Origin of the sequence: Sandarakinorhabdus sp. AAP62 (assembly GCF_000331225.1) — a bacterium.
Taxonomy (GTDB): domain Bacteria; phylum Pseudomonadota; class Alphaproteobacteria; order Sphingomonadales; family Sphingomonadaceae; genus Sandarakinorhabdus.
The window spans coordinates 34,147-55,691 of record NZ_ANFY01000008.1 but is presented as its reverse complement, the minus strand read 5'-3'; the positions used below and the strand labels follow the sequence as shown (position 1 = coordinate 55,691).

The window sequence follows — 21,545 nt, the reverse complement described above, 5'->3', positions numbered from 1 at the left end:
GTCGATCTCCTGTGAAAGGCGTCGCCTGTGTCACTCCCCCGTTCGGTCCTGCTGCTGCTGGCTGCCACGCTGGCGGGCTGCGCCTATCCCGATTACGCCTCGGGCGTCGCGCCCAGCTACCCATCGGGCTACCAGCCGGTGATGGGCGGTTATGCCACCGATTGGCCGGCGCAGCCCGGCGCCCAGTGGGGCCCGGAAGACGTGCCCAGCATCGACGTGTTCCGCCAGCCGCTCAGCTTGCATGGCCGCTGGCTGCAATCGCCGCAGTGGGGCCTGGTGTTCGTGCCCAATGCGCCGAACGGCTGGCGCCCCTATCAGAACGGGCAATGGCTGGAAAACCGCTTCTGGCTGTCGGCCGATCCCTGGGGCTGGGCCACCGATCATTATGGCCGCTGGGGCTTTGATGAAGCCGTGGGCTGGGTATGGGTGCCGGATGTGACCTGGGGGCCAAGCTGGGTCGCCTGGCGCGAGGCCGATGATGTGGTGGGCTGGGCGCCGATCCCGCCGCGCGTCAGCTGGAATGTCGGCTTCGGCTTTGGTTCCGGCTGGGGCTATGACAGCTGGAACAGCTGGTATGGCCCGTCGTGGGTGTGGGTGCCGCGCGGCAATCTTTATGCGCGCGGCTTTGGCGGCCGCATCTATCCGTGGAACACCGGCGCCAATTGGTGGGGCCGCAGCCGCTGGCAGCATGCGCCCTATTGGGGCTGGAACCAGCCATGGGATCGCAACTGGGGCTGGCGCGCGCCAGGCCATGGCGGCAATCGCGGCTGGAACGGCAACAATGGCTGGAACCGGGGCTGGAGCGGCGGCAACCGCAACAATCCGGGCTGGAACAACCCGGGCTGGAACAATGGCCGCCGGAGTGACGATCGGCGCTGGGACAACCGGGGCGACGGCTGGCGCGGTGAACCGCGCCGCGGCCAACCCGGCAGCGTGGGTGACCGCATCGGCCGCGATCTGACGGGCCAGCCACAGCCCGGCTGGAATGGCAACCAGCCGCGTGGTGGCTGGAACCGCGACGGCCAGCGCCGCGATGGCGTGCAGCCAGGTGTTCCCGGCGGCTGGAATGGCGGCAATCAAGGCAATTGGCGCGCCGATGGCCGGCCGCCACGCGTCGCCAATGAAAATCGTGGTGATGGCGGCTGGAACGGACGGCGCGACGGGGTATCGGATCGGGTGGCCGGCGGCATGGCGTTGCCCAGCCCGCCGCAACCCCAGGCCCAACCGCGTGCCCCGCGGCAGAACTGGGGCGCAGGCAATGGCCAGCCGCGTCCCGAATATCGTCCGCAGGCCCGATCCGAGCCCCGGCCCGAACCACGCCGCGCGCCGGTTGAAAATGGCGGTCAGCGCGGCAATGACCATCGGTCCTACGGGGAAAACAACGAGCACCCGCGCTAGGGTTCAGCGCCCTTCCCACCAGGCAAAGGCTGCCTGCTGCCGTTCGGCAACGAAGGCGCGGGCGGCTGGCCCGGTCCAATCGGCCGGCGCGTCGCGGCGGCCCACCCACCAGCCCTGGCCCGGCAGCCGATCCGATTCGCGCACCACCAGCACCGCCAGTTCCGGCTCGCCAGCGGCACGGCCGGCATCATCGATCGCGTCGAGCAGCCGGCACAGGCTGCGCATCTTTGGGCGGCTGAAGCGATAGCCCAGCGCCAGCAACATTTCGGAATAGGACAGATCGCGCCCACTCCGCGCCGCCGCGACCAGCAGCGCGCGCACGTCGGGCAAATCAGCAGCGGTCACCATCATGGCCAAGGATAGCGCCAGCGCAGATGACAGCAAGGCCCGCGCCTGCTAGGCCGACGACCATGACCGTATATCTTCACGAAGGCGATCTTCCCGCCGGCATTCTCGCCCCCGGCCCGGTGGCCGTGGACAGCGAGACCATGGGCCTCAATCCGCACCGCGATCGGCTGTGCCTGCTGCAGATCAGCGATGGCCACGGCGATGAACATCTGGTGCGCTTTGCCCCCGGCCAGTATGACGCGCCCAATCTGAAGGCGGTGCTGGCTGATCCCGAACGCCTGAAACTGATGCACTTCGCCCGGTTCGACGTGGCGGTGATCCACCAGTTCCTGGGCGTGTGGGCAACGCCGGTGTTCTGCACCAAGATCGCCTCGAAACTGGTGCGCACCTACACCGATCGCCATGGCCTGAAGGATCTGCTCAAGGAAACGCTGGGCGTCGAGATTTCCAAGCAGCAGCAATCCAGCGACTGGGGCGCCGCCGAACTTTCCGACGCGCAGAAGGAATATGCCGCCAGCGATGTGCGCTATCTGCACCGCGCTCACGCCGTGCTGGTGGAACGTCTGGCCCGCGAAGGCCGCACCCACATCGCCAACGCCTGTTTCGATTTCCTGGCCACCCGCGCCGAACTTGATCTGGTCGGCTGGGCCGAGCAGGATATTTTCGCACACCTGTGATCGCCTGACCGAACGCACGCTCAAAATGGCCACCACGCCCATCCCCCGCCCGCTCTCGCGGCGTCAGCTGGCAGCCCTGCCCGGCAGCGGGCATGATCGGCGCATGACGGTGCTGAAACTGGCGTTGCCGGCCGCGGCCTTCCTGATCGGCATCACCATCCTGATCTGGCCGCTGATCGGCGTGCAGGAATTTTCCTTCCTGCTGGCCAAGGATCAGGTGGCGCTGTCCAGGGAACGGCTGCGGGTGAACCGCGCCGAATATCGCGGCAAGACGGCGAACGGCGAAGCCTTCTCGATTTCGGCCGGCAGCGCCGTGCAGCGCACTAGCGCCGAACCGGTGGTGGTGCTCACGCAGCTCGCCGCCCGGCTGGAAGGCAAGGACGGCCCGGCCACGGTCGCTGCGCCTTCGGGCCGCTATTTCATTGATGAAGACCGGCTGGAAGTCGCTGGCCCGGTGAAGCTGCGATCAGATGGCGGCTACACGCTGGATGCCGAAACCGTGGCCATCGATCTGAAACGCCGCACCGTGAAGACCGATGCGCCGGTTTCGGGCCGGCTGCCGGTGGGCACATTCCGCAGCAACCGCATGACCGGCGATCTGGCCGGCAATCGCGTCAGCCTGATCGGCAATGTTCACTTGCGCATCAACCAGCGCGGCGGCAGAGGATAGGAATGCGCCTGCCTTTCGTGATCATGATGCTGTTGGCCAGCCCCGTGGCAGCCCAACGCTTTGACAGCAACGCCCCCATCGATGTGGATGCCGGCCGCATCGACATCGCCGATGACAGCAATGAAGCCATTTTTTCCGGCGCTGTCGTCATCCGGCAAGGCAGCATGATCCTCAACGCCGATCGCGTGCGCATCAGTTACGCCAAGGACAGTGCGGGCAATCCCCAGGTGCAGCGGCTCGATGCACTGGGCAATGTGCGGCTGCGCCAGGATACGATGCGCGCCACGTCCAACAGCGGCGTCTATGATGTGAATGGCAAGCTGGTGACGCTGATCGGCAATGTGAAGCTGGATCGCGGCACCGATCATCTGGAAGGCGCGCGCGTGGTATGGAACCTCGCCAGCCGCACCACCAGTTTCGACGCGCGTTCGGCCAGCAATCCCGGTGGCCGCGTGACCGGGCGTTTCACGGTGCCGCAGAAAAAGAACTGATCGCGGCGCGCACCGCTTCGGGGCGCTCCAGCGGCAGGAAATGCGTGGTACCGGGCAGGCGCGTCGCACTGCGGCACAACGGGTGCGCTGCGAACACCGCCAGTTCGGCATCACGCACGGTCGAGCCTTCCGCCCCGGCCAGCAGGACGAACGGCCGTTGCAGGCGGGCCAGCGCCGGCTCGACATTGGGCGACACCGCGCGGAAGGTCGCCGCCTCGAACGCCGGCTGGCAGGCCAGTTCCACGCCTTCATCAGTGTCGATCAGCCCACCGGCCAGATAGGCATCCAGATGGGCATCGCTCCAGGTGCGGAACACGCCGCGGCCCTGATAGGCCGCCCGCGCCTCGGCCCGGCTGGGGAACATGCCGCGCCGCCGCGCCGCCTGATCGGCCATCGGATTGGGGATGCTGGCGCCGGCCCGCACCGTTGCCGCCACATCGAACGGCAGCATCGGCGGATCGAGCAGCACCAGCCCGGCCACCCGTTCCGGGCGCATGGCGGCGGCCAGCAACGACACCGTGGCCCCCATCGAATGGCCGGCCAGAACCCAGGCGCTGCCACGGTCGATCACGTCGATCAGGCGCAGCAGATCGTGGGCAAAATCCTCCCAGCTGGTCAGGTGGGCCGGATCACGATCAAGGCCGCTATGGCCATGGCCGCGTGCATCGCTGATGGTGATGGCGAACCGGTCGGCCAGCGGCGCCAGCACGGGTTCATACAGTTGCGCGTTCATGCCGGTGGCATGGGCAAAATGCAGGCGCGGGCCCAGAAAATCCCGTGGCCCGGCCTGCAGGGCGGAAACCGTGCCGGCCGGCGTGGCGATGCTGATGCGATCCATGGCCCCTGATAGCAGCGTGAACGCCGTCAGCCAGTGCGCCCTTTTGCCAGCCAGCGCGACAGGATGGCGCTGTTCCGGGCCAACATCGCCGGGTCGCGCGCATCGGGCGCGGTCATGATGGCGCTATCCAGCACCGTATCGATCAGGCTGGGCGCACGCATCGCTGGCAGGCGGGCGCACAATGTCATGATCATGGCCCGCGCCAGCGCCGCATTGCCGTGCATCACGGCCAGGATGTCGGTCACATCAACATCGGCGCCATCGTGCCAGCAATCAAAATCCGTCACCATGGCGACCAGCGCATAGGGCAGCTCCGCCTCGCGTGCCAACCTGGCTTCCGGCATCGCCGTCATGCCCACCAGATCACAGCCCCACGCCTGGTGCAGCCGGCTTTCGGCGCGTGTGGAAAAGGCCGGGCCTTCCATCGCCAGGTAAGTCGCCCCGCGATGCACCGTGCCACCCGCCGCCGCCACTGCGTCCGCCGCCAGGGCCGAAAGCCGCGGGCAGGTCGGATCGGCCATCGGCACATGCGCGACCAGGCCAGTCTCGAAGAAGGTCGAGGGCCGCCCCTTGGTGCGGTCGATGAACTGGTCCACCACCACGAATTCGCCCGGTGCCATGGCGGCATTCAACGAGCCCACCGCCGACACCGCCAGCACATCGGTGCAGCCCAGCCGCTTCAGCGCGTCGATATTGGCACGCACATTGAGCTGATGCGGCGGGATGCGGTGGCCGCGGCCGTGGCGCGGCAGAAAACACACCTCGATGCCGGCAATGCGGCCGGTGAGAATGGCATCAGACGGCGTGCCCCACGGGCTCTCCACCTGCACCCAGTGCGCATCCTCCAGCCCATCGATGGCATAGAGGCCGGAACCACCGATGATACCCAGTTTCCAGTTCAAAGGCTGGCCCGCCGCGCATCGATGGGCCAACGTTCCAGCCGGCCATCCTCTTCCGCCACAAAGAAGGCATCGTGCAGCGCCACCGTCGGATCGACATGGCCGGGCTGCAGCCAGACCAGATCGCCTTCGCCCACCCCGCTGGGCGGCACGATCGCGCCATGCTCATCGCCCATGGGCTTGTAAACGCTGCCCGCCGGCTGCACGACCCGGCTCATCGGCCCATTGGGATGCAGCGCCTTGTGCCCGGCATCGCAGGTCACGTGGCTGGCATGATTGGCCGAAACCACGGATGCCGCCAGAAACAGCGCCGGTGCAAACGGCAGATCACCCAGATCGCCATATTCCACGTCCATCACCGCATAACTGCCGGGCTGAAGCTCCGTGTAAACGCCCGCAGCCAGATCCATGGCCGCCGTGCCAGTGCCGCCACCGGTGATCTGTTCGGGAGCCAGTCCGGCGGCGCGCAGTTCGGCCACCACGGTGACCAATCGCGCTGTCCACTCGGCATGGGCCGCCGCCCGTTCCGCCGGCGACAGATGCTGATGATGACCGCAATAGGCCTGGATGCCGGCATAGCGCAGGCCCTTTTGCCCGGCGATCGCCGCGGCCAGCGCCACAGCACCAGCAGGCGCCACCCCGGCCCGCGCCATGCCGGGATCTACGTCGACATGGGCATCCAGCACCACGCCCGCCGCCAGTGCCGCCGTGGCCGCCTCGGCAATCTGGGCTGCACTGTCCATCACCGCACCCACGCGCGCCGTGCGGGCCAGCGCCGCCAGCCGCAGCCAGCCCCAGGCCGGCACCGGCGCAGTCACCAGCACATCGCCGATCCCGGCATGCACATAGGTTTCAGCCTCGCCCACCGTCTGGCAGCACAGGCCCACCGCGCCCATCTCGATCTGCAGCCGGCCCAGCGCGCTGCACTTGTGCATCTTGCCATGCGCACGCAGCCGCACGCCCCGTTCGGCGCAAGCCGCCTGCATGGCCGCCAGATTCGCCATCATCACGGCGCGCCGCACCACCAACGCCGGTGTGATCGGCGGCTTTACACGGGCAAGGAAATCGGGAAGCGACTGCATGCGACAAACTTGCCGTGCGCAGTGGTTTGAGTCAAAGAGCGCGGCGAACAGGGCCGCGCATTACGGAGACTTCATGTCCATCCAACCAGTGGTGATCATTACCGGCGCCTCGTCGGGCGTTGGCCTGTGGGCCGCCAGATCGCTGGCGACGCGCGGCTGGCTCGTCATCATGGCCTGCCGCGATCTCGCCAAGGCCGAAGCCGCCGCGACGGAAATCGGCATCCCGGCCGAAAGCCGCCGCATCATGCCCATCGATCTGGGCGATCAGGCCAGCGTGCGCAAGTTCGCGGACGAATTCCACGCCACCGGCCTCCCCCTCGACGCGCTGCTCTTGACCGCCGCCGTCTACCTGCCCCGCCTCGAAGCGCCGATGCGCAGCGCGCAAGGCTATGAAATCAGCGTTGCCACCAATTATTTCGGCCACTTCCTCCTCGCCCACCTCCTCATCGACGATCTGAAGCAGGCCAAGGGCCGCCTCGCCTCGCCGCCACGCCTGATCACGCTCGGCACGGTGACGGCCAACAGCGAGGAATTCGGCGGCAAGATCCCCATCCCCGCCCCGGCTGACCTCGGCGACCTCGCCGGCCTCGCAGCCGGCTTCCAGGCCCCCATCGCCATGATCGACGGCAAACCGTTCAAGCCCGGCAAGGCCTACAAGGATTCGAAACTCGCCTGCATGATCATGAGCCGCGAGTTCCAGAAACGCTGGGGCTCAACCGGCATCGTCTTCAACACCCTCTACCCCGGCTGCGTCGCCGAAACCCTCCTCTTCCGCCACACCCCACCCGCCTTCCAGAAAATCTTCCCCTGGTTCCAGAAAAACATCACCAAGGGCTACGTCTCCCAACCCCTCGCCGGCGAACGCACGGCGCAAGTCATCGCCGACCCCGCCTTCGCCAGCCAATCCGGCGTCCACTGGAGCTGGGGCAACCGCCAGAAAGAAGGCCGCATGCCGTTTGCCCAGCCCTTGTCGACGCGCGGCACCAACGAAGCGCGCAACGAACGGCTGTGGGATTTGACGATGAAGGCGGTGGGGCTGGCCTGACCGGATCGAAGGCAAGCCTGACGTCCCCTACAATGTCGTCGACCGCAGCAGTCGCTGTTCCAGCAGGGTCTGCATGTCGCGGCGTCCGTCAGCGATCAGCAGGATGGTTACCGTGGTTTCGCTGATACGGTAGATGATGCGCCAGGGTTTGGCGCTGAGTTGGCGGAAGCTGGTGATGCCCAGCGCTTCGAGTTCGCGCGGGATGGCGCCGCGTTCGGGGAATTGTTCCAGTTCAGCGATACGATCCAACATGGTGTCGAGGAAGGCGGCGGCGATGGCGGGTGAGGCCGATTGCGCCAGATAACCGGCGATCGTGGCGAGGTCGCGTTCGGCGCTGCGGGTCAGCTGGACCGTGTAGCGGGTCGTCATGCGGACGGCGCGAGGCGATCCTTGAGGGCGGCGATGGCGGTGCGGGCGTCGACCGTTTCGCCGGCCTCGATTTCCCGCTGGCCGAGAGCGAGAATTTTCAGCAGCGCCAGAGTTTCCTGGGTTTCCTCGAAGGAGACGACATCGACCAGGACGGCCTTCGCCTGCCCGTTCTGGGTGATCAGCACCGGCTCGCGGCGCTCGTTGAGATCGGTCAGCACGTCCGCGGCATTGGCCTTCAGGTAGCTGACCGGACGCACCTGCGTGGAATAGCGCATGGAGAAGCTCCCGGACTGAATAGAGACCGAATATAGTCTAGTCCGGCGCCGATTGCCAGAGGGGCCTCACCCCTCCTTCGTCTCGCCCTTCCCCGGCACCAGCCCATAGCGCGCCACCAGGGTCCACACGTGCGGCGGGATCATGTTCTTCATCATGCCGGGTGCTTCGCGGCGCAGGTGGAGGATGGTTTCGATGGCTTTCATCTCGACGCGGGTGCGGGCGAATTCCTTGCCCTTGGGGCCGACGAGCGGCATCAGCCTGCCCACCAGCGGCCGGATGAATTTCGGCATGCGGCGCAAGGGGAGGCCGCCGGCGGCGCGTTCGGTGTTGGCGAGGAAGCCCTTCACCGGCCCGGCGCGCTTGGAGCCATCGGGTTTGCCGTTGTCATCGGGTTCGGTCAGCGCCACTTCGTCACCGAGCAGGCCGAGCAATTCGGCGCCGCGATCGTTGCGGACGAGCAGCCATTGTTCGCCGGTGCCGCCCATGTAGCCCACCGTGATGTCTGCCAGGCTGTTGGTGTAGTCCACGCAGGTGCGGCAGGTGAGCGGGAAGAAGTCCGGCCGCAGGTCTGACAGCGGCAGCATCAGGAAGGGGATATCCTTGCGGCGGCCATCGTCGAAGCGCAGTTCGACATGATAATCGGCCTTGAATTCCAGGTAGGTGATGCTGTCGGGCTTGTCGGAGAGCAGGCTCAGGAACTCGTGGAAATTGCTGGTCGTCGTGTTGTCGCTGCACGGCGTGCCGATGACGTAGATACGCTCGAAGCCCAGCTTGGCCTCCAGCCGCCTCAGCGCATGGATCTGGCAGGGGATGCCGATGATGCCGATGCGCTTGAAGCCCGCCGCGCGCGCCGGTTCCAGCAGCGCCAGCAGCGGCGCATAACCCATGCGCATGCCGCGCACGGCGGCCATGGCTTCGGGCTTGGTCACCAGCACCGGGCGCGGCTTCCACTTGTCGTCCGGATCGGGTGCCATGGTCAGGATGGCGTCCACCGCGCCCGTTTCCAGCAGGCGCTGGCCCAGCCGGCTGGTGATGCCGGTCCATTGCGCGCCTTCCAGCGGCTGCTTCAGCCGGGCCTTGGCCATGCGCTGGAACGGGCCGAAGAAGAGTTCATCCGGGCGCGATTCATCGCGGGCGCGGCCATGCACCTGGGCCTCCATCGCGGCATAATCGGGCTTGATGAACTGGCAGGCGGTGCCGCAATCATTGGGCGTTGCCGTGCGCGACACGCCGCAATCGGTGCACAGGCCGCGCGGGGCGGCGGGGGCAAAATCAGGCGCGATCAGGCCGGTGTCAGTCACATGTGTCCCCAATCTCAGCACCCCTGCCTGGCTGCGCTGTTAGCTTCTTGCCCCTCACATCCGCAAGGGAGAAGCATAGCCCGTCAATTCCAGATAGCCGCGCCCGCCCGGCACCGTCACGGCGCCTTCCCAATAGACCGGCCCGCCGCTCATCCGGCTGTCCAGCTCCTGATCCGCCATCATCGGCACCACGGGCAACTCGCGCCACGCCGCGCCCACCCGCAGCGCCACCGTGGGCCGCACCGGCCAGCGCGCCTTGCTGCGCGGGGATTGCCACCAGCCGCCGGCCTGCCAGCGCACATCATCGGGCTTCAGCACGGTCAGCACGCCGGCCTTGCTGCGATGGCTGCCGCCGGCCCACAGCGCGCTGCCTGCCTTGTCGCGCATGCGGAACAGGGTGACGGCGCTGCCATCGTCCATATTGAGGCCCAGCCAGTCCCAGCCCACCGCCTTGGGGTTCATCAGCGTCGATGACCATTCGCGGTCGAGCCAGGCCGTGCCCGTCACCGCCGCGCCGTTCACCCGGCCTGCAACGGCGAGATGCGGCCAGCTGTAATAATGGCTCGCCTCCCCGGCCCCCGGCCCCTTGCGGCTGAAACCGCCCTGCCCTTGCAGGATCACGCCTTGCGTCGGCGTGAAGGCCAGATCGAAGGCGAAACCATCCCCGGCCAATTTCGCGTGCAGCCGGCCGTCCCTGCCCCGCCACAGCCGCCAATCGTCCAGCGTCACATCCATGTCGCCCACGCGCGCATTGGCCAGGCCAAAGCCGGCGCGGGCAATGCGGGCGGCGTGGCGCAGCTTGCCGCGTGCCGGATCGGCGAGCGCCGCATGCGCAAAGATCACCTGGCGCGGCACGAAGGCGGAAGGGTTCGGCGTGTCGATATCCGGCCGCGTGCGGAAGAAGGTGATCTGAAATCCCTGCCTGCCCTGCGCCGTGTTCAGCCAGCCCGTCACATACCACCACTCGGTGCGGAATTCGGGGTGGGCGCCATGATCGGCCGGAAAGCGCATCGGCACGCCCGGCCGCACCGGCGCGAACGTCGCTGCCAGCAGCAAGGGCGCCAGTAACAGGAGCAGACGCCGCATCACCAATCCGCCCGCACCGCCAACAGCGCCTGCCCGCCCAGCGCGCGCCGCCCGGCGATCACCGCCGTGCCACCGGCACAGATCACCAGCGCCGCCACCAGCCCGGCCAGCAGCGGCCACGGCAGCGCCAGATCCATCGTCCAGTGAAAGCTCTGCGGGTTGACGACGCGCACCAGCACCAGCGCCATCACCAACCCCAACGACAGGCCCGAAAGCGCCCCGATCAGGCCGAGGCCCGCCCCTTCCAGCCCCAGCATCTGCAGGATCTGCCGGCGCGGCACGCCAACATGGCGCAACATGCCGAATTCGCGCATGCGCGCCAGCACCTGCGCCGAAAAGCTGGTCGCCACGCCGATCAGGCCGATGATGATGGCGATGGCTTCCAGCGCATAGGTGACGGCGAAACTGCGATCGAAAATGGTCAGCGCCACGGCCCGCATCTCCGCTGGCCGGCCGAATTGCGCCTGGCCCTGCACGGCGGCCGGCAGCGCGGCTTGCAAGGCGGCTTGAACCGTCTGGGCATCCGCGGCGGCCTTCAGTTCGAAAGCCGCCTCGGTTGCGGTGACATCGCCGGTCAGGCGGCGATAATCCGCCAGCGGCAGCATGATCGCGCCCCACTGCCGGGCATAATCGCGCCAGGTGCCGGCCACATACAGGCGCCGCTGCTGGCCACCGATCACCAGGCTGTGCACCTCGCCCACCCGCCAGCCATAAAGCCAGGCCAGCGGCTCGGAAATCAGGGCGCGCGTGGTACCGGCAGGCGCCGCTGCATCGGCCGCGGCGGTCAGTGGCATGGTCAGGTCGCCGCTCTGCGCCATCACCGCCACGGCCGGCTGATCAGACGCGATCCGCACCGAAATCACCCGCTGGAACCGCACGCTTTCCAGCCCGGGCACCTGCGCCAGCCGGGCCTGATCGGCCGGGGCCAGCCCGCCAGCTTCGGCGGCTTCCAGATGCAGATACAGGTCTGATGGCAGCACCGCGATCAGCCAATCATCAACGCTCTGGCGGAAACTGGCGACCATCACCGCCATCGCCACCATCAGCGCGGTGGAGGCGACGATGCCGGAAAGTGCCAGCGCCGCCGCCTGCGGCACACCCCACAGCCGGCGCACCGCCAGATCGAGCGGCAACCAGGCGCTCCCCCGCCGCGCCAAAGGCGCCAGCAGCAGCCGCGCCAGCGCCGGCATCAACGCCACGCCGCCGGCCAGCAGCAACGCCATCGCGGCGTAACCCAGCAGCGGCAGGCCCCAAAGTGCCGGCCCCAGTGCCGCCAGGCCACCCGCCGCAAGCAGGGCCAGGCTGGGCCAGGCGCGCGGTGCGGTGGCCGGATCAGGCACATCGCCCAGGCCCTTCAACGCCTGCGCCGGGGCCGTGCGCGCCGCCGCCAGCGCCGGGGCAATGCTGCCGGCCAGCGCCGTGACCAGCCCCAGCGCGCCAAAACCGAACGCTGCGGCCAGATCAAAGCCCAGCCGGGTCTGCGCCCGATTGAAATAGCCGCCGCCCAGATCGCCGCCAAAACGATCAACCACCAGCGCCGCCAGCCCATGGCCCAGCGCCACGCCCAGCGCAGCGCCGACCAGCCCGAGCAGCAGGCCTTCCGCCAGCAACTGCCGCACCAGCCCGGCCCGCGGCAGGCCCAGCACGCCAAGCAGCGCGAACTGCGGCCGCCGCCGCGCCACGCTGAGCGCCTGCGCCGACCACACCAGGAACCCGCCGGTGAGCAACGCCACCAGCGCCAGCATGCCCAGGTTCACGCGATAGGCGCGGCTCAGTGCGTCGGCCCGGCTGGCTTCGGCTTCGGGCGTTGCCAGCACGGCATCAGCCGGCAGCGCTGCCTGTACGGCCAGGCGGGCGCCGGCACCTTCCGCCAGCTTCAGATCAAGCCGTTGCAGGCGGCCCACCTGGCCAAACCGCCACTGTGCCTCCGAAATGTCGATCACCGCCATCTGCGCTTCGTCGCCGGCCGAGGCCAGCCGGCCCATCACGGTGAAGCGTGCCTGCCGGCCCGCCGCTGTCAGCGTGAACGCGTCGCCCGGCTGCAGCCCGGTGGCGCGCTGCAAGGCCGGGGACAGCCACACCGCATCGCCTTGCCATGTCGGCCGGCTGCCCACGCCGGACTGGCCCGCCCGCGACAGGCCGACCAGCCCCGGCGTCACGCGCAGCGCCCGCAGCGGATCAAGCCCGATCAGCGTGAAACGTCCGCCTCTAGCCTGCGAACCCGGTCGCGCCAGTCTGCCCCAGCTGGCCGGCAGTTCCACCACCGGGCTGATCGCCTGCACCTCGGGCAGCCGCGCCAGCCGGGGATACAGCGCTTCATCCAGCCCCGCTGCCGATCGGGCCCGCACCGCCAGATCGGCCCGACCCTGCACGCTGGCCACCGCCCGGCCGAAACTGGCCAGCGCCGCGCTGTTGACCATATGCACGGCAAAACCCAGCGCCACGCCCACGGCAATCGCCAGCACGGCAAGGCCAATCCGCACCGGATGCGCCCGCCATTCTCCGGCGATCAGCCAGCCCGTTGCCTGCCAATGCTGCATCAGCTGGGCAAAAGCCCGCCGGCCGACAGGCGCAGCACGCGGGTCGCCGCAGCCGCCACCATCTCGCTGTGGGTAACGATCAGCACGGCCGCGCCGCGATCACGCGCCTGCGCCAGCAGCAGATGGAGAATGCGCCCCGCCGTTTCGGGATCGAGATTGCCGGTCGGCTCATCGGCCAGCACCAGGCCGGGGCGATGCACCAGCGCACGGGCAATGGCGACGCGCTGCAATTCCCCGCCCGACAATACCGCCGGCCAGTCCGGCCCGCGTCCGGCCAGGCCGACTTCGGCCAGAGTCGCTTCCGCCCGGGCCAGCGCATCGGCGGCATTCATGCCGGCCAGCAGGCAAGGGAGCGCCACGTTGCGCGCCAAGGAAAGGTGCGGCAGCACATGGAACGCCTGGAACACGAAACCCAGCGCCGTCGCCCGCAACGCCGCCCGCGCCGGCTCGGCAAGCCCGGCGACATTCCTGCCGCCGATCAGCACCTCCCCGGCATCGGCCATGTCCAGCCCGGCAATCACGTTCAACAGGGTCGATTTGCCCACCCCGGATTCGCCGGTAATCGCCACCACTTCGCCCGGCGCCAGCGCGATGCTGACGCCCGAAAACAAGGTCCGCCGCCCGCCCCCGGCCAGCGGCACGGCGCGCGTCAGCCCAACTGCCGAAAGGACTGGGGCTGCCGGCACGGTGGCTGCCAGCACGGGGGCAGCCACCGCCGGGCCGGCGGAGGGGGTGTCGGGTCGCATGGTTGGGCTTTAACCCAGAAGCGGGCGAATGTTAGCCGGGTGTGGCGACTTGCCCACCCCGCGCCACAGGCTCACGCCTGCTTGGCGAACAAATTCTCCGGATTGCGCATCGCCTTGAATTCCAGCGCATTGCCGGCCGGATCGAACAGGAAAAACGTGCCCTGCTCGCCCGGCTTGCCGGCAAAGCGCACATGCGGTTCCATTTCAAAGGCGAGGCCAGCGTGCTTGATGCGGGTGGCCAGCGATTCCCAGCCGGCCCAATCCATCACCAGGCCGAAATGCGGCACCGGCACGCTGTCACCATCAACCGGATTGCGCACCACGGCCGATCGCGGCGCCTTGTGCACCACCAGCTGATGGCCGTGAAAATCGAAATCGATCCAGGTTTCCGACGAGCGTCCCTCGGGACAGCCAAGCACCGCACCGTAGAACTGCCGGGCCGCCGCCAGATCATCAACCGGGATGGCAAGGTGGAAAGGGTTCATGGCGTGTCTCCGTTATCGCGGATCAGTTGGTGGGCGCGGGCCAGCGCCTGGCGGCTGGCCATGGCAATGGGGCCGCCTTCGGTCGCAAGCAAGGGGTGATCGGCCGGCAGCGGCGGCGGTTCCGGACAATCGATCGGCTGCAGGGCCTTCACCTCGCCATCATGGGCCGGGTGGAGCAGCCAGTTCATCACGCCGAGCAGCCGGGTCGTCACGCCCAGTGCTTCCATCGAAACGGCCAGCCGCTGCGGCGGCGGCAGCTCCTCGCTCCACAACCGGCCAGGCCCGTCAAACCAGCGCCGGGCAGCTTCGGAAACAGCAATCGTATCGTGATAGAGCGCATCGAGATGCGCGCGCAGCGGCAGCACCCGCTTTGGTTTGCGTCCTCTTGCAGCCACGCCCCTTGAAACAGCCCCAACGCTGCCCAGATTCAGGTTGCCGACGCTGCCAGAAGGGGCGTCGGCGCTTCCCGGCCCATGGTGGGCGGGATCAACGGCATCTTTGCTTGAAGAGGATTTTGCCATGCGTGGATTTGATATCTCTCCCTTGCTGCGTTCGTCCATTGGATTCGAGAATCTGAACCGATTGGTGGAACTGGCCGGGCGCGTCGAACCCGGCGACGCCTATCCCCCCTACAATATCGAGAAGCTGGGCGACGGCGCCTATCGCATCCAGATGGCGGTGGCCGGTTTCGGTCGCCATGAACTGGACATCACGGTGCAGGAAAACACCCTCATCGTGGTTGGCCAGGCGACGCCGGAAGCCGATGCCAAGGCCAATGGCTCTGGTCGCCTGTTCCTGCATCGCGGCATCGCCAAGCGCGCCTTCGAGCGGCGTTTCCAGTTGGCCGACACCATCAAGGTGACCGGCGCCGGCTTTGAAAACGGCCTGCTCAACATCGAGCTGGTGCGCGAGATCCCGGAACACAAGCGCGCGCGCAAGGTGGAGATCGCCCCTGCGGTCGATGCGCTGAACGTGACGGCCGAAACCCGGCTCGCCGCCGAGTAATCAGCCCCTCAGCACCTTCCGGCGCTCGACGCGGAACCGTTTCAGTTCCTCGGCGGGCGCCGGCCAGTCCGGATCGGCTCTGGCGGCGGCGGCATAATCGTCCATCGCTTCGCGCAGCTTGCCGGCCACTTCCAGTGCCTGGGCGCGGGCGAAATAGGCTCGGGCCGGCTCCTTTGGGCCGATCTCGATCCCATGGCTGATCAGCGCCACCGCCTCGGTCTCGCGGCCGGGCTGACGGGCGAGCACGACACCCTTGTTGATCCAGGCTTCAGCGAGGCCCGGGGCGGATCGGATGGCAAGATCGAAATCGGCTTCGGCCCTGGCCAGCTTGCCGGCGCGCAGCAGGGCGATGCCGCGGTTCATCAGCATGGCCAGCCGCACCGGCGCCGGCACGCCGGGCTGGCGGATGGCGCGATCGCAGCGGCTCAATTGGCTGCCGCTGGGCCGGGCGGCTTCGGCGGCTTCCCGGCACGGCGCGGCCAGCGCTGCTTCGCCCGTTGCCTCCTGCGCGCGCAGCGGGCCGGCCAGCAGGCAGAGCAGGATCAGCACCCGGCGCACCGGATCCCCCCTGTCAGGCAATGATGTCGGGGATCAGCAGATCCTCGAGCATGGCGATTTCATCCTTCAGCAGCAGCTTCTTCTTCTTGAAGCGTTGCAACTGGATCATGTCGGGCATGGGCAGCAAGCGCAGCGCGTCGATCGCGGCATCAAGGTCGCGGTGATCCTGCTTCAGCATCTCGATGCGGTCGCGGATCTCGACTTCATCCACCCTGCACGCTCCTTCGGCGCCGCACCTGTGCCAGCGGGCCGCTGACCCTTGCGTTAACCGCTCTTGCCGTCGGCCGGCAAGAGGGCAGTGGCGCTGCGACGAAATCATGCCAAACCGGCGGTGAATCGCCACATGGGGCATGGACAGCGCCGCGGTTCCATGGTGCACTTGCTGTTCCCGCTGCCGGTCGTTGCCGGCAGGGGATGCAAGAGGGAGTGTGCCAATGGCCAATGCCCACCGGGAACATCTGATTGCCCGTCATGCCAGGCTGGATGCCAGCCTTGCCGCCGAACTGAAGCGGCCCCTGCCCGATCCGACGACCTTGCGCCGGCTGAAGCGGGAAAAACTCAAGCTCAAGGACGAGATCAGCACCAACCACTGATCGCGAAAAAGCGGCCGCGCCCCGGATTGCAAACCGGGGCCGCGGCCAAATCGCTCACTCGTCGCGGCTCACCTTCTCATCACGCTCGTGCCGTTCCTGGGCATCGATCGTCATGGTGGCAATCGGGCGGGCTTCCAGCCGCTGCAGGCTGATCGGCTCACCCGTCATTTCGCACCAGCCATAATCACCGGTTTCGATGCGGCGCAGCGCGGCATCGATCTTGGAAATCAGCTTGCGCTGGCGATCACGCGTGCGCAGCTCGATGCCCCAATCGGTTTCACTGGCGGCACGGTCGGTCAGATCGGGTTCGCGCAGCGGTTCGGCCTTCAGGGCTTCCAGCGTGCTTTCCGATTCTTTCAGTATCTCGTCTTTCCAGGCCAGCAGCTTCTTGCGGAAATAGGCCAGCTGCCGCGGATTCATGAACTCTTCGTTCGCGCTCGGGCGATAATCCGCGGGCAGATCGTCACCATCGGCCGGCACGATCAGCGGCCCATCATCGTTGGTACCAGGCCCGGAAAACGATCCATATGATTCGCTCTTCATACCAACACCCCAAAAACGGTGCCGATGTGCCACCCCATGCGGGACAGCAACCAGCCCCGAACCTCTGCCCTGCCAGACCCCTCCGGCAGAACCACTCCCTGGGCGCCCCATAAACCGCACAAGCCCCTCGGGCAAGCGGTGAAACGGACTGTCTTGGCTGTCATGAAGGTTTCACAATGGCCGACGTGCCGGAAATTCGCACGCGGCGGTCGGTTCAGCGCTTCAACCCGTCGATTCGGGCTTGCAGGGCGGCGAGCTGGTCTTTCAGCTGGGCCACGTCCTCGGCGCTGGGCAGAGGCTTTTCCGGGGGCTTCTCCGGCGGCTTTTCGGCGGCCTTGCTACCGGATTCGCGCAGCAGGCCACCGGTCATCATCTCGGTTGCGGCCTGGAACATCGCCAGATTCTGACGCGCCAGCTGTTCGAACGGCTTCAGCGCGGCACTGCGGAACATCGCCTGGTTCTCGGCAAAGGCCGCCATCGAGGCTTCGAGATAATGCGGCACCATCGATTGCATCGAATCGCCATAGAGCGCGATGATCTGGCGCAAGAACGAGGTTGGCAGCATGGTCTGGCCGCCGGCTTCACCTTCCATCACGATCTGGGTGAGCACGCTGCGGGTGATATCTTCACCGGTGCGGGCATCGAACACCTGGAAATCGCGGCCTTCGCGCGTCATCCCGGCCAGATGATCGAGCGTGATGTAGCTGGAGGTTTCGGTATTGTAGAGCCGCCGGTTGGCGTATTTCTTGATGATCACAGGCGCCAGGCCGGAATTGCCGGCCTTGGCATCAGGGGAGGAAGAGGCATTGGCCATGACGGCTCCCGGAATGAATTGTCGCACTGGGCCTAGCATATCCGAATGTTGCGGTGCAATGCCGCAGGGCGGCAATGGCTGATGACCCGCGCCCCCGGCCCACACCCCCTGCCCGTTTTCCTCGCCGCGTTGCAAGGCGCCTGCGCTGGCGACTCGGCCCGGCTGGCCGCGGCGCTTGCCGGGCTGGCCCGCTATCAGCAGGCGGCCCGCCCGCCACCGCTGCCGCCGCGACCCGAGGTCGCCCGGGTTGGCGGCGTCACCCTGCGCGGCCGGATCGGCCCACGGCCGCTGGTGATGGTGCCATCGCTGATCAATCCGCCCGACGTGCTGGATCTGCCCGGCCGCAGCCTGTTTGCCCATTTCGAAGCCGCCGGGCTTGATCCGCTGCTGGTCGATTGGGGGCCGCAGCCGGAACCGCTGGGCCTTGCCGATCTGGTGCGCGAACGACTGGCGCCGCTGGTGCAGTCCCTGGCGCAGCCGGTTGGCCTGATGGGCTATTGCCTGGGCGGCACGCTGGCGCTGGCATTGGCCGGGCAGGTCGCCGCCACCCGTCTCGCGCTGATCGCCACACCGTGGAATTTCGCCGGCTATGACGCTGCCGCGCGGGCCGGCCTGGCACGCTGGTGGGCAAGTGCCGAACCCCTGGCGCAGACCATGGGCCAGTTGCCGATCGATCTGCTGCAGCCAGCCTTCTGGTCACTCGATCCCGCCGGGCTTGCCGCCAAATATGAGCGGCTGGCCACGGCCGATGCGGCCACCCTCGCCGATTTCGTGCGGCTGGAGGACTGGGCCAATGGCGGCGCGCCGCTCAGCCTGGCGGTGGCGCACGATATGGCTGCGCTGTTCGGCGGCCAGGCAGCCACGCTGGCGCCGGTGCCGGCCATCCCGATCCTCGACGCCGTGGCGCTGAGCGATCGCATCGTGCCCGCCGCCGCCGCTCTCAGCCCGCCCGGCAGCGCGTCGCGGCTCGATATCGCTGGCGGCCATGTCGGCATGGTGGTGGGACGGCAGGCGCCCGACAGGCTGTGGGCGGCGCTGACGACATTCTTCGCCGCAGAACAGGCCGTCGCTGATGGTGCAGCGCGGCAATCCGGCCTAGGCTGTACAAAACGACTCGCCATTTCAGGGGAAGATCCATGAGCAATATCGTCATCACTGCCGCCCGCCGCACCGCCGTCGGCAGCTTCATGGGCAGTTTCGGCAGCACGCCCGCCCATCTGCTCGGCAAGGCCGCCATCGAAGCCGCGCTGGCCGATGCCGGCGTGGCGCCGGGCGAGGTGAGCGAAGTCATCCTGGGCCAGGTGCTGACCGCCGCCCAGGGCCAGAACCCGGCGCGGCAGGCCGCCATGGCCGCCGGCATCGCGCTGGAGGCCCCGGCCTATGGCGTCAACCAGGTCTGCGGTTCCGGCCTGCGCGCCGTTGCCATGGCCGCTCAGGCGATTGCCAATGGCGATGCCGGCATCGTGGTCGCCGGTGGCCAGGAATCGATGAGCCTTGCCAATCACGCCCAGGCGCTGCGTGCCGGGCAGAAGATGGGCCACATGGAACTGGTCGATACGATGATCAAGGATGGGCTGTGGGATGCCTTCAACGGCTATCACATGGGCATCACGGCGGAAAATGTCGCCGAAATGTATCAGATCAGCCGCAGCGCCCAGGATGAATTCGCCGTCGCCAGCCAGAACAAGGCCAGCGCGGCGCGTGCTGCGGGTCGCTTTGCGGCTGAAATCGCACCGGTCACCATCAAGGGCCGCAAGGGCGACACCGTGGTGGATACCGACGAATATATCCGCGATGGCGTGACGCTGGACAGCGTTTCGGGCCTGAAGGGCGCCTTCAAGAAGGATGGCAGCGTCACCGCCGCCAACGCCTCGGGCCTGAACGACGGCGCTGCCGCGCTGGTGCTGATGAGCGAAGCCGAAGCCAACCGCCGCGGCGCGCCGATCCTGGCGCGCATCGCCGGTTTTGCCAGCGTGGGCGTCGATCCTGCCGTGATGGGCATCGGCCCGGTGCCGGCCAGTCGCAAGGCGCTGGCCAAGGCCGGCTGGAGCGTGGCGGATCTGGATCTGGTCGAAGCCAACGAGGCGTTTGCCGCGCAGGCGCTGGCCGTGGGCCAGGAACTCGGCCTCGATCCGACCAAGCTCAATGTGAACGGCGGCGCCATCGCCATCGGCCACCCGATCGGCGCATCGGGCGCGCGCGTCCTGGTGACGTTGCTGCACGAAATGGGCCGCCGCGATGCGAAAAAGGGCCTCGCCACGCTGTGCATTGGCGGAGGAATGGGCATCGCCCTCGCCGTCGAACGCTGAACCGCATGTTGATCCGCGAAGCCACGCCCGTCGAGCGGCTGTTTGCCGGCCATCGCGCCGACAATCCGTCGGGCCGGCTGCTGGTGCTCGGCCAGCCGCCGGAACGGGTGGGGCTGGCGCTGGAGGGCTGGGAACATGTGGCCTGCGTGGCGGCGAGCGACGAGGAATTGCGGCCAGGCACGGTGCGCGCCGATCCGCATCACCTGCCCTTCCACGAGGCCCTGTTCGACAAGGTGCTGCTCTCCGCGCCGCTGATCCAGCCGCGGCTGATGCTGCGCGAATTGTGGCGGGTGTTGAGCCCGGCCGGCCTTGCCGTGCTGATCGTGCGGGCGCGGCGGCCGTGGCACATCAAGGATATCGGCTGGCTGCGCGAGCCGCTGCAGCTGCGGCTGGATGAAGCCATGTTCGAAGTGCTGGACTGGCGGGTGGAAACGCTGCCCGAACGCCATCATGTCGTGCTCGTCGCCAAGACCGACTGGCAGAAGCCCGTGCTGGTCGGCGCCGCCGATCCGGCGATGGTGCCCAGAATGGTGAATTGATGATGGACGAAGCCGCGTTTGCCGAGGTGATCAAGCGTGTGCCGTTTTCGGCGCACCTGCGTTTCGAGATCAAGGAGATGGGCAAGGAGCGCGTGGTTGTCCACGCCGTCATCAAGCCCGAATATTGCACGGCGGGCGGCACCGCGCACGGTGGATTCCTGATGGCGCTGGCGGATTTCACCGGCGCCTGCGGGGCGTTCCAGGTGCTGCCGCCCGAAGCGAAGACCACCACCACGATCGAATCGAAAACCAACATGATGGGGGCGATTCCGGTGGGCAGTACGCTGGTGGCCACCGCGACGCCGCTGCACGTTGGCCGGCGCACCAGCGTGTGGGTAACGCGGGTGGAAAGCGCCGAAGGCAAATTGGCCAGCGTGACGACGCAAACGCAAATGGCGATCTAGGCTCCACTCACAAAAAGCCCCGTCATGCTGGCGCAGGCCAGCATCTACTTTGGAGTCGGGCGCATGGGTGGCAGCGCAGGGCTCAATCGGCACGATGGATGCTGGCCTGCGCCAGCATGACAAGGACTGTATTGGGGGGGGGCGCTAGAGCGACAATTCCACCGTCACCACGTCGCCCTCGCCCACGCCTTCCTGCTTCCGCACCGCCGCCTTCACCGGCAGCAGGTAGCCGCCCACGTCCTTCGACGGGAATACCGAGGTCGCCCATCTTGTAGCCCCCAGCATCACCTTCACATACACCGACCCCCACGCCGCCGAGCGCCCCGGTGCGGCCGCGCGGATGCCCGCCGCGACATCGCCGGTGATGGTGAGGAAATGCCAGCTCATCGGCGAAGGCTTGCCGTCCGCCGCCTTGCCCTTCCAGATCCACAACGGCCCGGTGAACGTCCATTCGCGGCCTGTGGGCACATCATGCCCCAGTTCTTCCCGCAGGAAACGGATCAGTTCGGGATCAAGATCGTCGTCCACG

Annotated in this window: 28 protein-coding genes; 11 read left to right on the top strand and 17 right to left on the bottom strand. The window is 67.7% G+C overall.

Going from position 1 to position 21,545, the window contains the following annotated elements; all coding sequences use genetic code 11:
• Positions 1-27: 27 nt before the first annotated feature.
• The gene (locus D619_RS0109365; RefSeq protein ID WP_026090901.1) at positions 28-1,398 is read left to right on the top strand and encodes a DUF6600 domain-containing protein; all 1,371 of its coding nucleotides are present in this window, start codon (positions 28-30) and stop codon (positions 1,396-1,398) included.
• Positions 1,399-1,401: 3 nt separating this feature from the next.
• Here D619_RS0109365 and D619_RS0109360 read toward each other — a convergent pair whose 3' ends face one another.
• Complete coding sequence (locus D619_RS0109360; protein WP_243442632.1) at positions 1,402-1,746, bottom strand: ribose-phosphate pyrophosphokinase; 345 nt, start codon at positions 1,744-1,746, stop codon at positions 1,402-1,404.
• A gap of 62 nt (positions 1,747-1,808) precedes the next feature.
• On the opposite strand from D619_RS0109360, the gene D619_RS0109355 reads away from it, so the two are divergent.
• The 3 genes from D619_RS0109355 to lptA are packed head-to-tail and all read left to right on the top strand — an operon-like array spanning position 1,809 to position 3,584.
• Entirely contained in the window at positions 1,809-2,423 is a 615-nt protein-coding gene (locus D619_RS0109355; protein ID WP_017668326.1) for a ribonuclease D, read from the top strand.
• Between the two features lie 25 nt (positions 2,424-2,448).
• Positions 2,449-3,093: an LPS export ABC transporter periplasmic protein LptC gene (gene lptC, locus D619_RS0109350; RefSeq protein WP_017668325.1), complete on the top strand. Its 645-nt coding sequence runs from the start codon at positions 2,449-2,451 to the stop codon at positions 3,091-3,093.
• Between the two features lie 2 nt (positions 3,094-3,095).
• Positions 3,096-3,584, top strand: a complete 489-nt coding sequence (gene lptA / locus D619_RS0109345; protein ID WP_017668324.1) for a lipopolysaccharide transport periplasmic protein LptA — start codon at positions 3,096-3,098, stop codon at positions 3,582-3,584.
• Here the strand turns inward: lptA and D619_RS0109340 are convergent.
• The 3 genes from D619_RS0109340 to D619_RS0109330 are packed head-to-tail and all read right to left on the bottom strand — an operon-like array spanning position 3,559 to position 6,403.
• Entirely contained in the window at positions 3,559-4,422 is an 864-nt protein-coding gene (locus D619_RS0109340; protein ID WP_017668323.1) for an alpha/beta hydrolase, read from the bottom strand. The two genes, lptA and D619_RS0109340, sit on opposite strands and share 26 nt — an antisense overlap.
• A gap of 26 nt (positions 4,423-4,448) precedes the next feature.
• Positions 4,449-5,324 (bottom strand): S-methyl-5'-thioadenosine phosphorylase, encoded by an 876-nt coding sequence (gene mtnP / locus D619_RS0109335; protein ID WP_017668322.1) that lies wholly within the window; start codon positions 5,322-5,324, stop codon positions 4,449-4,451.
• On the bottom strand, positions 5,321-6,403 hold the full coding sequence (locus D619_RS0109330; RefSeq protein ID WP_017668321.1) for an alanine racemase: 1,083 nt from the start codon (positions 6,401-6,403) through the stop codon (positions 5,321-5,323). Before D619_RS0109330 ends, mtnP begins: the two co-directional genes overlap by 4 nt.
• A 73-nt stretch (positions 6,404-6,476) precedes the next feature.
• On the opposite strand from D619_RS0109330, the gene D619_RS0109325 reads away from it, so the two are divergent.
• On the top strand, positions 6,477-7,448 hold the full coding sequence (locus D619_RS0109325; RefSeq protein ID WP_020480449.1) for a protochlorophyllide reductase: 972 nt from the start codon (positions 6,477-6,479) through the stop codon (positions 7,446-7,448).
• Between the two features lie 27 nt (positions 7,449-7,475).
• Here D619_RS0109325 and D619_RS0109320 read toward each other — a convergent pair whose 3' ends face one another.
• The 8 genes from D619_RS0109320 to D619_RS17300 all read right to left on the bottom strand — a co-directional run bounded on the left by D619_RS0109320 (position 7,476) and on the right by D619_RS17300 (position 14,646).
• On the bottom strand, positions 7,476-7,817 hold the full coding sequence (locus D619_RS0109320) for a type II toxin-antitoxin system RelE/ParE family toxin (RefSeq protein ID WP_017668319.1): 342 nt from the start codon (positions 7,815-7,817) through the stop codon (positions 7,476-7,478).
• Positions 7,814-8,092 (bottom strand): type II toxin-antitoxin system Phd/YefM family antitoxin, encoded by a 279-nt coding sequence (locus D619_RS0109315; RefSeq protein ID WP_017668318.1) that lies wholly within the window; start codon positions 8,090-8,092, stop codon positions 7,814-7,816. Before D619_RS0109315 ends, D619_RS0109320 begins: the two co-directional genes overlap by 4 nt.
• 66 nt (positions 8,093-8,158) lie before the next feature.
• Positions 8,159-9,394, bottom strand: coding sequence for a Coenzyme F420 hydrogenase/dehydrogenase, beta subunit C-terminal domain (locus D619_RS0109310; protein WP_017668317.1), 1,236 nt, complete (start codon positions 9,392-9,394; stop codon positions 8,159-8,161).
• A gap of 54 nt (positions 9,395-9,448) precedes the next feature.
• Positions 9,449-10,480 (bottom strand): carotenoid 1,2-hydratase, encoded by a 1,032-nt coding sequence (locus D619_RS0109305; protein ID WP_020480448.1) that lies wholly within the window; start codon positions 10,478-10,480, stop codon positions 9,449-9,451.
• The gene (locus D619_RS0109300; RefSeq protein WP_017668315.1) at positions 10,480-13,020 is read right to left on the bottom strand and encodes an ABC transporter permease; all 2,541 of its coding nucleotides are present in this window, start codon (positions 13,018-13,020) and stop codon (positions 10,480-10,482) included. Before D619_RS0109300 ends, D619_RS0109305 begins: the two co-directional genes overlap by 1 nt.
• Positions 13,020-13,766: an ABC transporter ATP-binding protein gene (locus tag D619_RS0109295; RefSeq protein WP_017668314.1), complete on the bottom strand. Its 747-nt coding sequence runs from the start codon at positions 13,764-13,766 to the stop codon at positions 13,020-13,022. The genes D619_RS0109300 and D619_RS0109295 overlap by 1 nt, the downstream gene beginning before the upstream one ends.
• Positions 13,767-13,837: 71 nt before the next feature.
• Entirely contained in the window at positions 13,838-14,251 is a 414-nt protein-coding gene (locus D619_RS0109290; protein WP_017668313.1) for a VOC family protein, read from the bottom strand.
• Positions 14,248-14,646, bottom strand: a complete 399-nt coding sequence (locus tag D619_RS17300; protein ID WP_193743288.1) for a DUF1465 family protein — start codon at positions 14,644-14,646, stop codon at positions 14,248-14,250. The genes D619_RS0109290 and D619_RS17300 overlap by 4 nt, the downstream gene beginning before the upstream one ends.
• A gap of 124 nt (positions 14,647-14,770) precedes the next feature.
• Here D619_RS17300 and D619_RS0109280 point away from each other — a divergent pair, with 124 nt between their 5' ends.
• Positions 14,771-15,256: an Hsp20 family protein gene (locus D619_RS0109280; RefSeq protein ID WP_033373350.1), complete on the top strand. Its 486-nt coding sequence runs from the start codon at positions 14,771-14,773 to the stop codon at positions 15,254-15,256.
• On the opposite strand, the gene D619_RS16235 is transcribed toward D619_RS0109280, so the two are convergent.
• Positions 15,257-15,814, bottom strand: a complete 558-nt coding sequence (locus tag D619_RS16235; protein WP_017668310.1) for a tetratricopeptide repeat protein — start codon at positions 15,812-15,814, stop codon at positions 15,257-15,259.
• 13 nt (positions 15,815-15,827) lie between these two features.
• Positions 15,828-16,025, bottom strand: coding sequence for a DUF465 domain-containing protein (locus D619_RS0109270; RefSeq protein WP_017668309.1), 198 nt, complete (start codon positions 16,023-16,025; stop codon positions 15,828-15,830).
• Between the two features lie 223 nt (positions 16,026-16,248).
• Between D619_RS0109270 and D619_RS17640 the strand changes: the two genes are divergently transcribed.
• Entirely contained in the window at positions 16,249-16,407 is a 159-nt protein-coding gene (locus tag D619_RS17640; protein ID WP_017668308.1) for a YdcH family protein, read from the top strand.
• A gap of 54 nt (positions 16,408-16,461) precedes the next feature.
• On the opposite strand, the gene dksA is transcribed toward D619_RS17640, so the two are convergent.
• Together dksA and phaR are read right to left on the bottom strand one after the other, a co-directional pair.
• Positions 16,462-16,950 (bottom strand): RNA polymerase-binding protein DksA, encoded by a 489-nt coding sequence (dksA, locus tag D619_RS0109260; protein WP_017668307.1) that lies wholly within the window; start codon positions 16,948-16,950, stop codon positions 16,462-16,464.
• A gap of 214 nt (positions 16,951-17,164) precedes the next feature.
• A complete protein-coding gene (phaR, locus tag D619_RS0109255) occupies positions 17,165-17,764 on the bottom strand; it encodes a polyhydroxyalkanoate synthesis repressor PhaR (protein ID WP_017668306.1) in 600 nt (199 codons plus the stop codon).
• 81 nt (positions 17,765-17,845) lie between these two features.
• Here phaR and D619_RS16230 point away from each other — a divergent pair, with 81 nt between their 5' ends.
• The 4 genes from D619_RS16230 to D619_RS0109235 are packed head-to-tail and all read left to right on the top strand — an operon-like array spanning position 17,846 to position 21,016.
• Entirely contained in the window at positions 17,846-18,904 is a 1,059-nt protein-coding gene (locus D619_RS16230) for an alpha/beta hydrolase (RefSeq protein WP_193743287.1), read from the top strand.
• Positions 18,901-20,073, top strand: coding sequence for an acetyl-CoA C-acetyltransferase (locus D619_RS0109245; RefSeq protein WP_017668304.1), 1,173 nt, complete (start codon positions 18,901-18,903; stop codon positions 20,071-20,073). Before D619_RS16230 ends, D619_RS0109245 begins: the two co-directional genes overlap by 4 nt.
• 5 nt (positions 20,074-20,078) lie before the next feature.
• Positions 20,079-20,612: a class I SAM-dependent methyltransferase gene (locus tag D619_RS0109240; RefSeq protein ID WP_017668303.1), complete on the top strand. Its 534-nt coding sequence runs from the start codon at positions 20,079-20,081 to the stop codon at positions 20,610-20,612.
• Positions 20,612-21,016: a PaaI family thioesterase gene (locus tag D619_RS0109235; protein ID WP_017668302.1), complete on the top strand. Its 405-nt coding sequence runs from the start codon at positions 20,612-20,614 to the stop codon at positions 21,014-21,016. The genes D619_RS0109240 and D619_RS0109235 overlap by 1 nt, the downstream gene beginning before the upstream one ends.
• A 144-nt stretch (positions 21,017-21,160) precedes the next feature.
• On the opposite strand, the gene D619_RS0109230 is transcribed toward D619_RS0109235, so the two are convergent.
• Positions 21,161-21,544: a DUF1905 domain-containing protein gene (locus tag D619_RS0109230; protein ID WP_017668301.1), complete on the bottom strand. Its 384-nt coding sequence runs from the start codon at positions 21,542-21,544 to the stop codon at positions 21,161-21,163.
• Position 21,545: the final 1 nt, after the last annotated feature.

Excerpts from the sequence above, each read along its gene's own strand:
- D619_RS0109315 (WP_017668318.1), bottom strand. The coding sequence starts at position 8,092 with ATGCGCTATTCCACGCAGGTGCGTCCGGTCAGCTACCTGAAGGCCAAT.
- D619_RS0109245 (WP_017668304.1), top strand. The coding sequence starts at position 18,901 with ATGAGCAATATCGTCATCACTGCCGCCCGCCGCACCGCCGTCGGCAGC.
- D619_RS17640 (WP_017668308.1), top strand. The coding sequence starts at position 16,249 with ATGGCCAATGCCCACCGGGAACATCTGATTGCCCGTCATGCCAGGCTG.
- lptA (WP_017668324.1), top strand. The coding sequence starts at position 3,096 with ATGCGCCTGCCTTTCGTGATCATGATGCTGTTGGCCAGCCCCGTGGCA.
- D619_RS0109235 (WP_017668302.1), top strand. The coding sequence starts at position 20,612 with ATGATGGACGAAGCCGCGTTTGCCGAGGTGATCAAGCGTGTGCCGTTT.
- D619_RS0109290 (WP_017668313.1), bottom strand. The coding sequence starts at position 14,251 with ATGAACCCTTTCCACCTTGCCATCCCGGTTGATGATCTGGCGGCGGCC.
- phaR (WP_017668306.1), bottom strand. The coding sequence starts at position 17,764 with ATGGCCAATGCCTCTTCCTCCCCTGATGCCAAGGCCGGCAATTCCGGC.
- D619_RS0109330 (WP_017668321.1), bottom strand. The coding sequence starts at position 6,403 with ATGCAGTCGCTTCCCGATTTCCTTGCCCGTGTAAAGCCGCCGATCACA.
- D619_RS0109360 (WP_243442632.1), bottom strand. The coding sequence starts at position 1,746 with ATGGTGACCGCTGCTGATTTGCCCGACGTGCGCGCGCTGCTGGTCGCG.
- lptC (WP_017668325.1), top strand. The coding sequence starts at position 2,449 with ATGGCCACCACGCCCATCCCCCGCCCGCTCTCGCGGCGTCAGCTGGCA.
- D619_RS0109305 (WP_020480448.1), bottom strand. The coding sequence starts at position 10,480 with ATGCGGCGTCTGCTCCTGTTACTGGCGCCCTTGCTGCTGGCAGCGACG.
- D619_RS0109325 (WP_020480449.1), top strand. The coding sequence starts at position 6,477 with ATGTCCATCCAACCAGTGGTGATCATTACCGGCGCCTCGTCGGGCGTT.
- D619_RS0109295 (WP_017668314.1), bottom strand. The coding sequence starts at position 13,766 with ATGCGACCCGACACCCCCTCCGCCGGCCCGGCGGTGGCTGCCCCCGTG.
- D619_RS0109340 (WP_017668323.1), bottom strand. The coding sequence starts at position 4,422 with ATGGATCGCATCAGCATCGCCACGCCGGCCGGCACGGTTTCCGCCCTG.
- D619_RS0109300 (WP_017668315.1), bottom strand. The coding sequence starts at position 13,020 with ATGCAGCATTGGCAGGCAACGGGCTGGCTGATCGCCGGAGAATGGCGG.
- dksA (WP_017668307.1), bottom strand. The coding sequence starts at position 16,950 with ATGAAGAGCGAATCATATGGATCGTTTTCCGGGCCTGGTACCAACGAT.
- D619_RS0109320 (WP_017668319.1), bottom strand. The coding sequence starts at position 7,817 with ATGACGACCCGCTACACGGTCCAGCTGACCCGCAGCGCCGAACGCGAC.
- D619_RS0109280 (WP_033373350.1), top strand. The coding sequence starts at position 14,771 with ATGCGTGGATTTGATATCTCTCCCTTGCTGCGTTCGTCCATTGGATTC.
- D619_RS0109355 (WP_017668326.1), top strand. The coding sequence starts at position 1,809 with ATGACCGTATATCTTCACGAAGGCGATCTTCCCGCCGGCATTCTCGCC.
- D619_RS16230 (WP_193743287.1), top strand. The coding sequence starts at position 17,846 with ATGACCCGCGCCCCCGGCCCACACCCCCTGCCCGTTTTCCTCGCCGCG.
- D619_RS0109240 (WP_017668303.1), top strand. The coding sequence starts at position 20,079 with ATGTTGATCCGCGAAGCCACGCCCGTCGAGCGGCTGTTTGCCGGCCAT.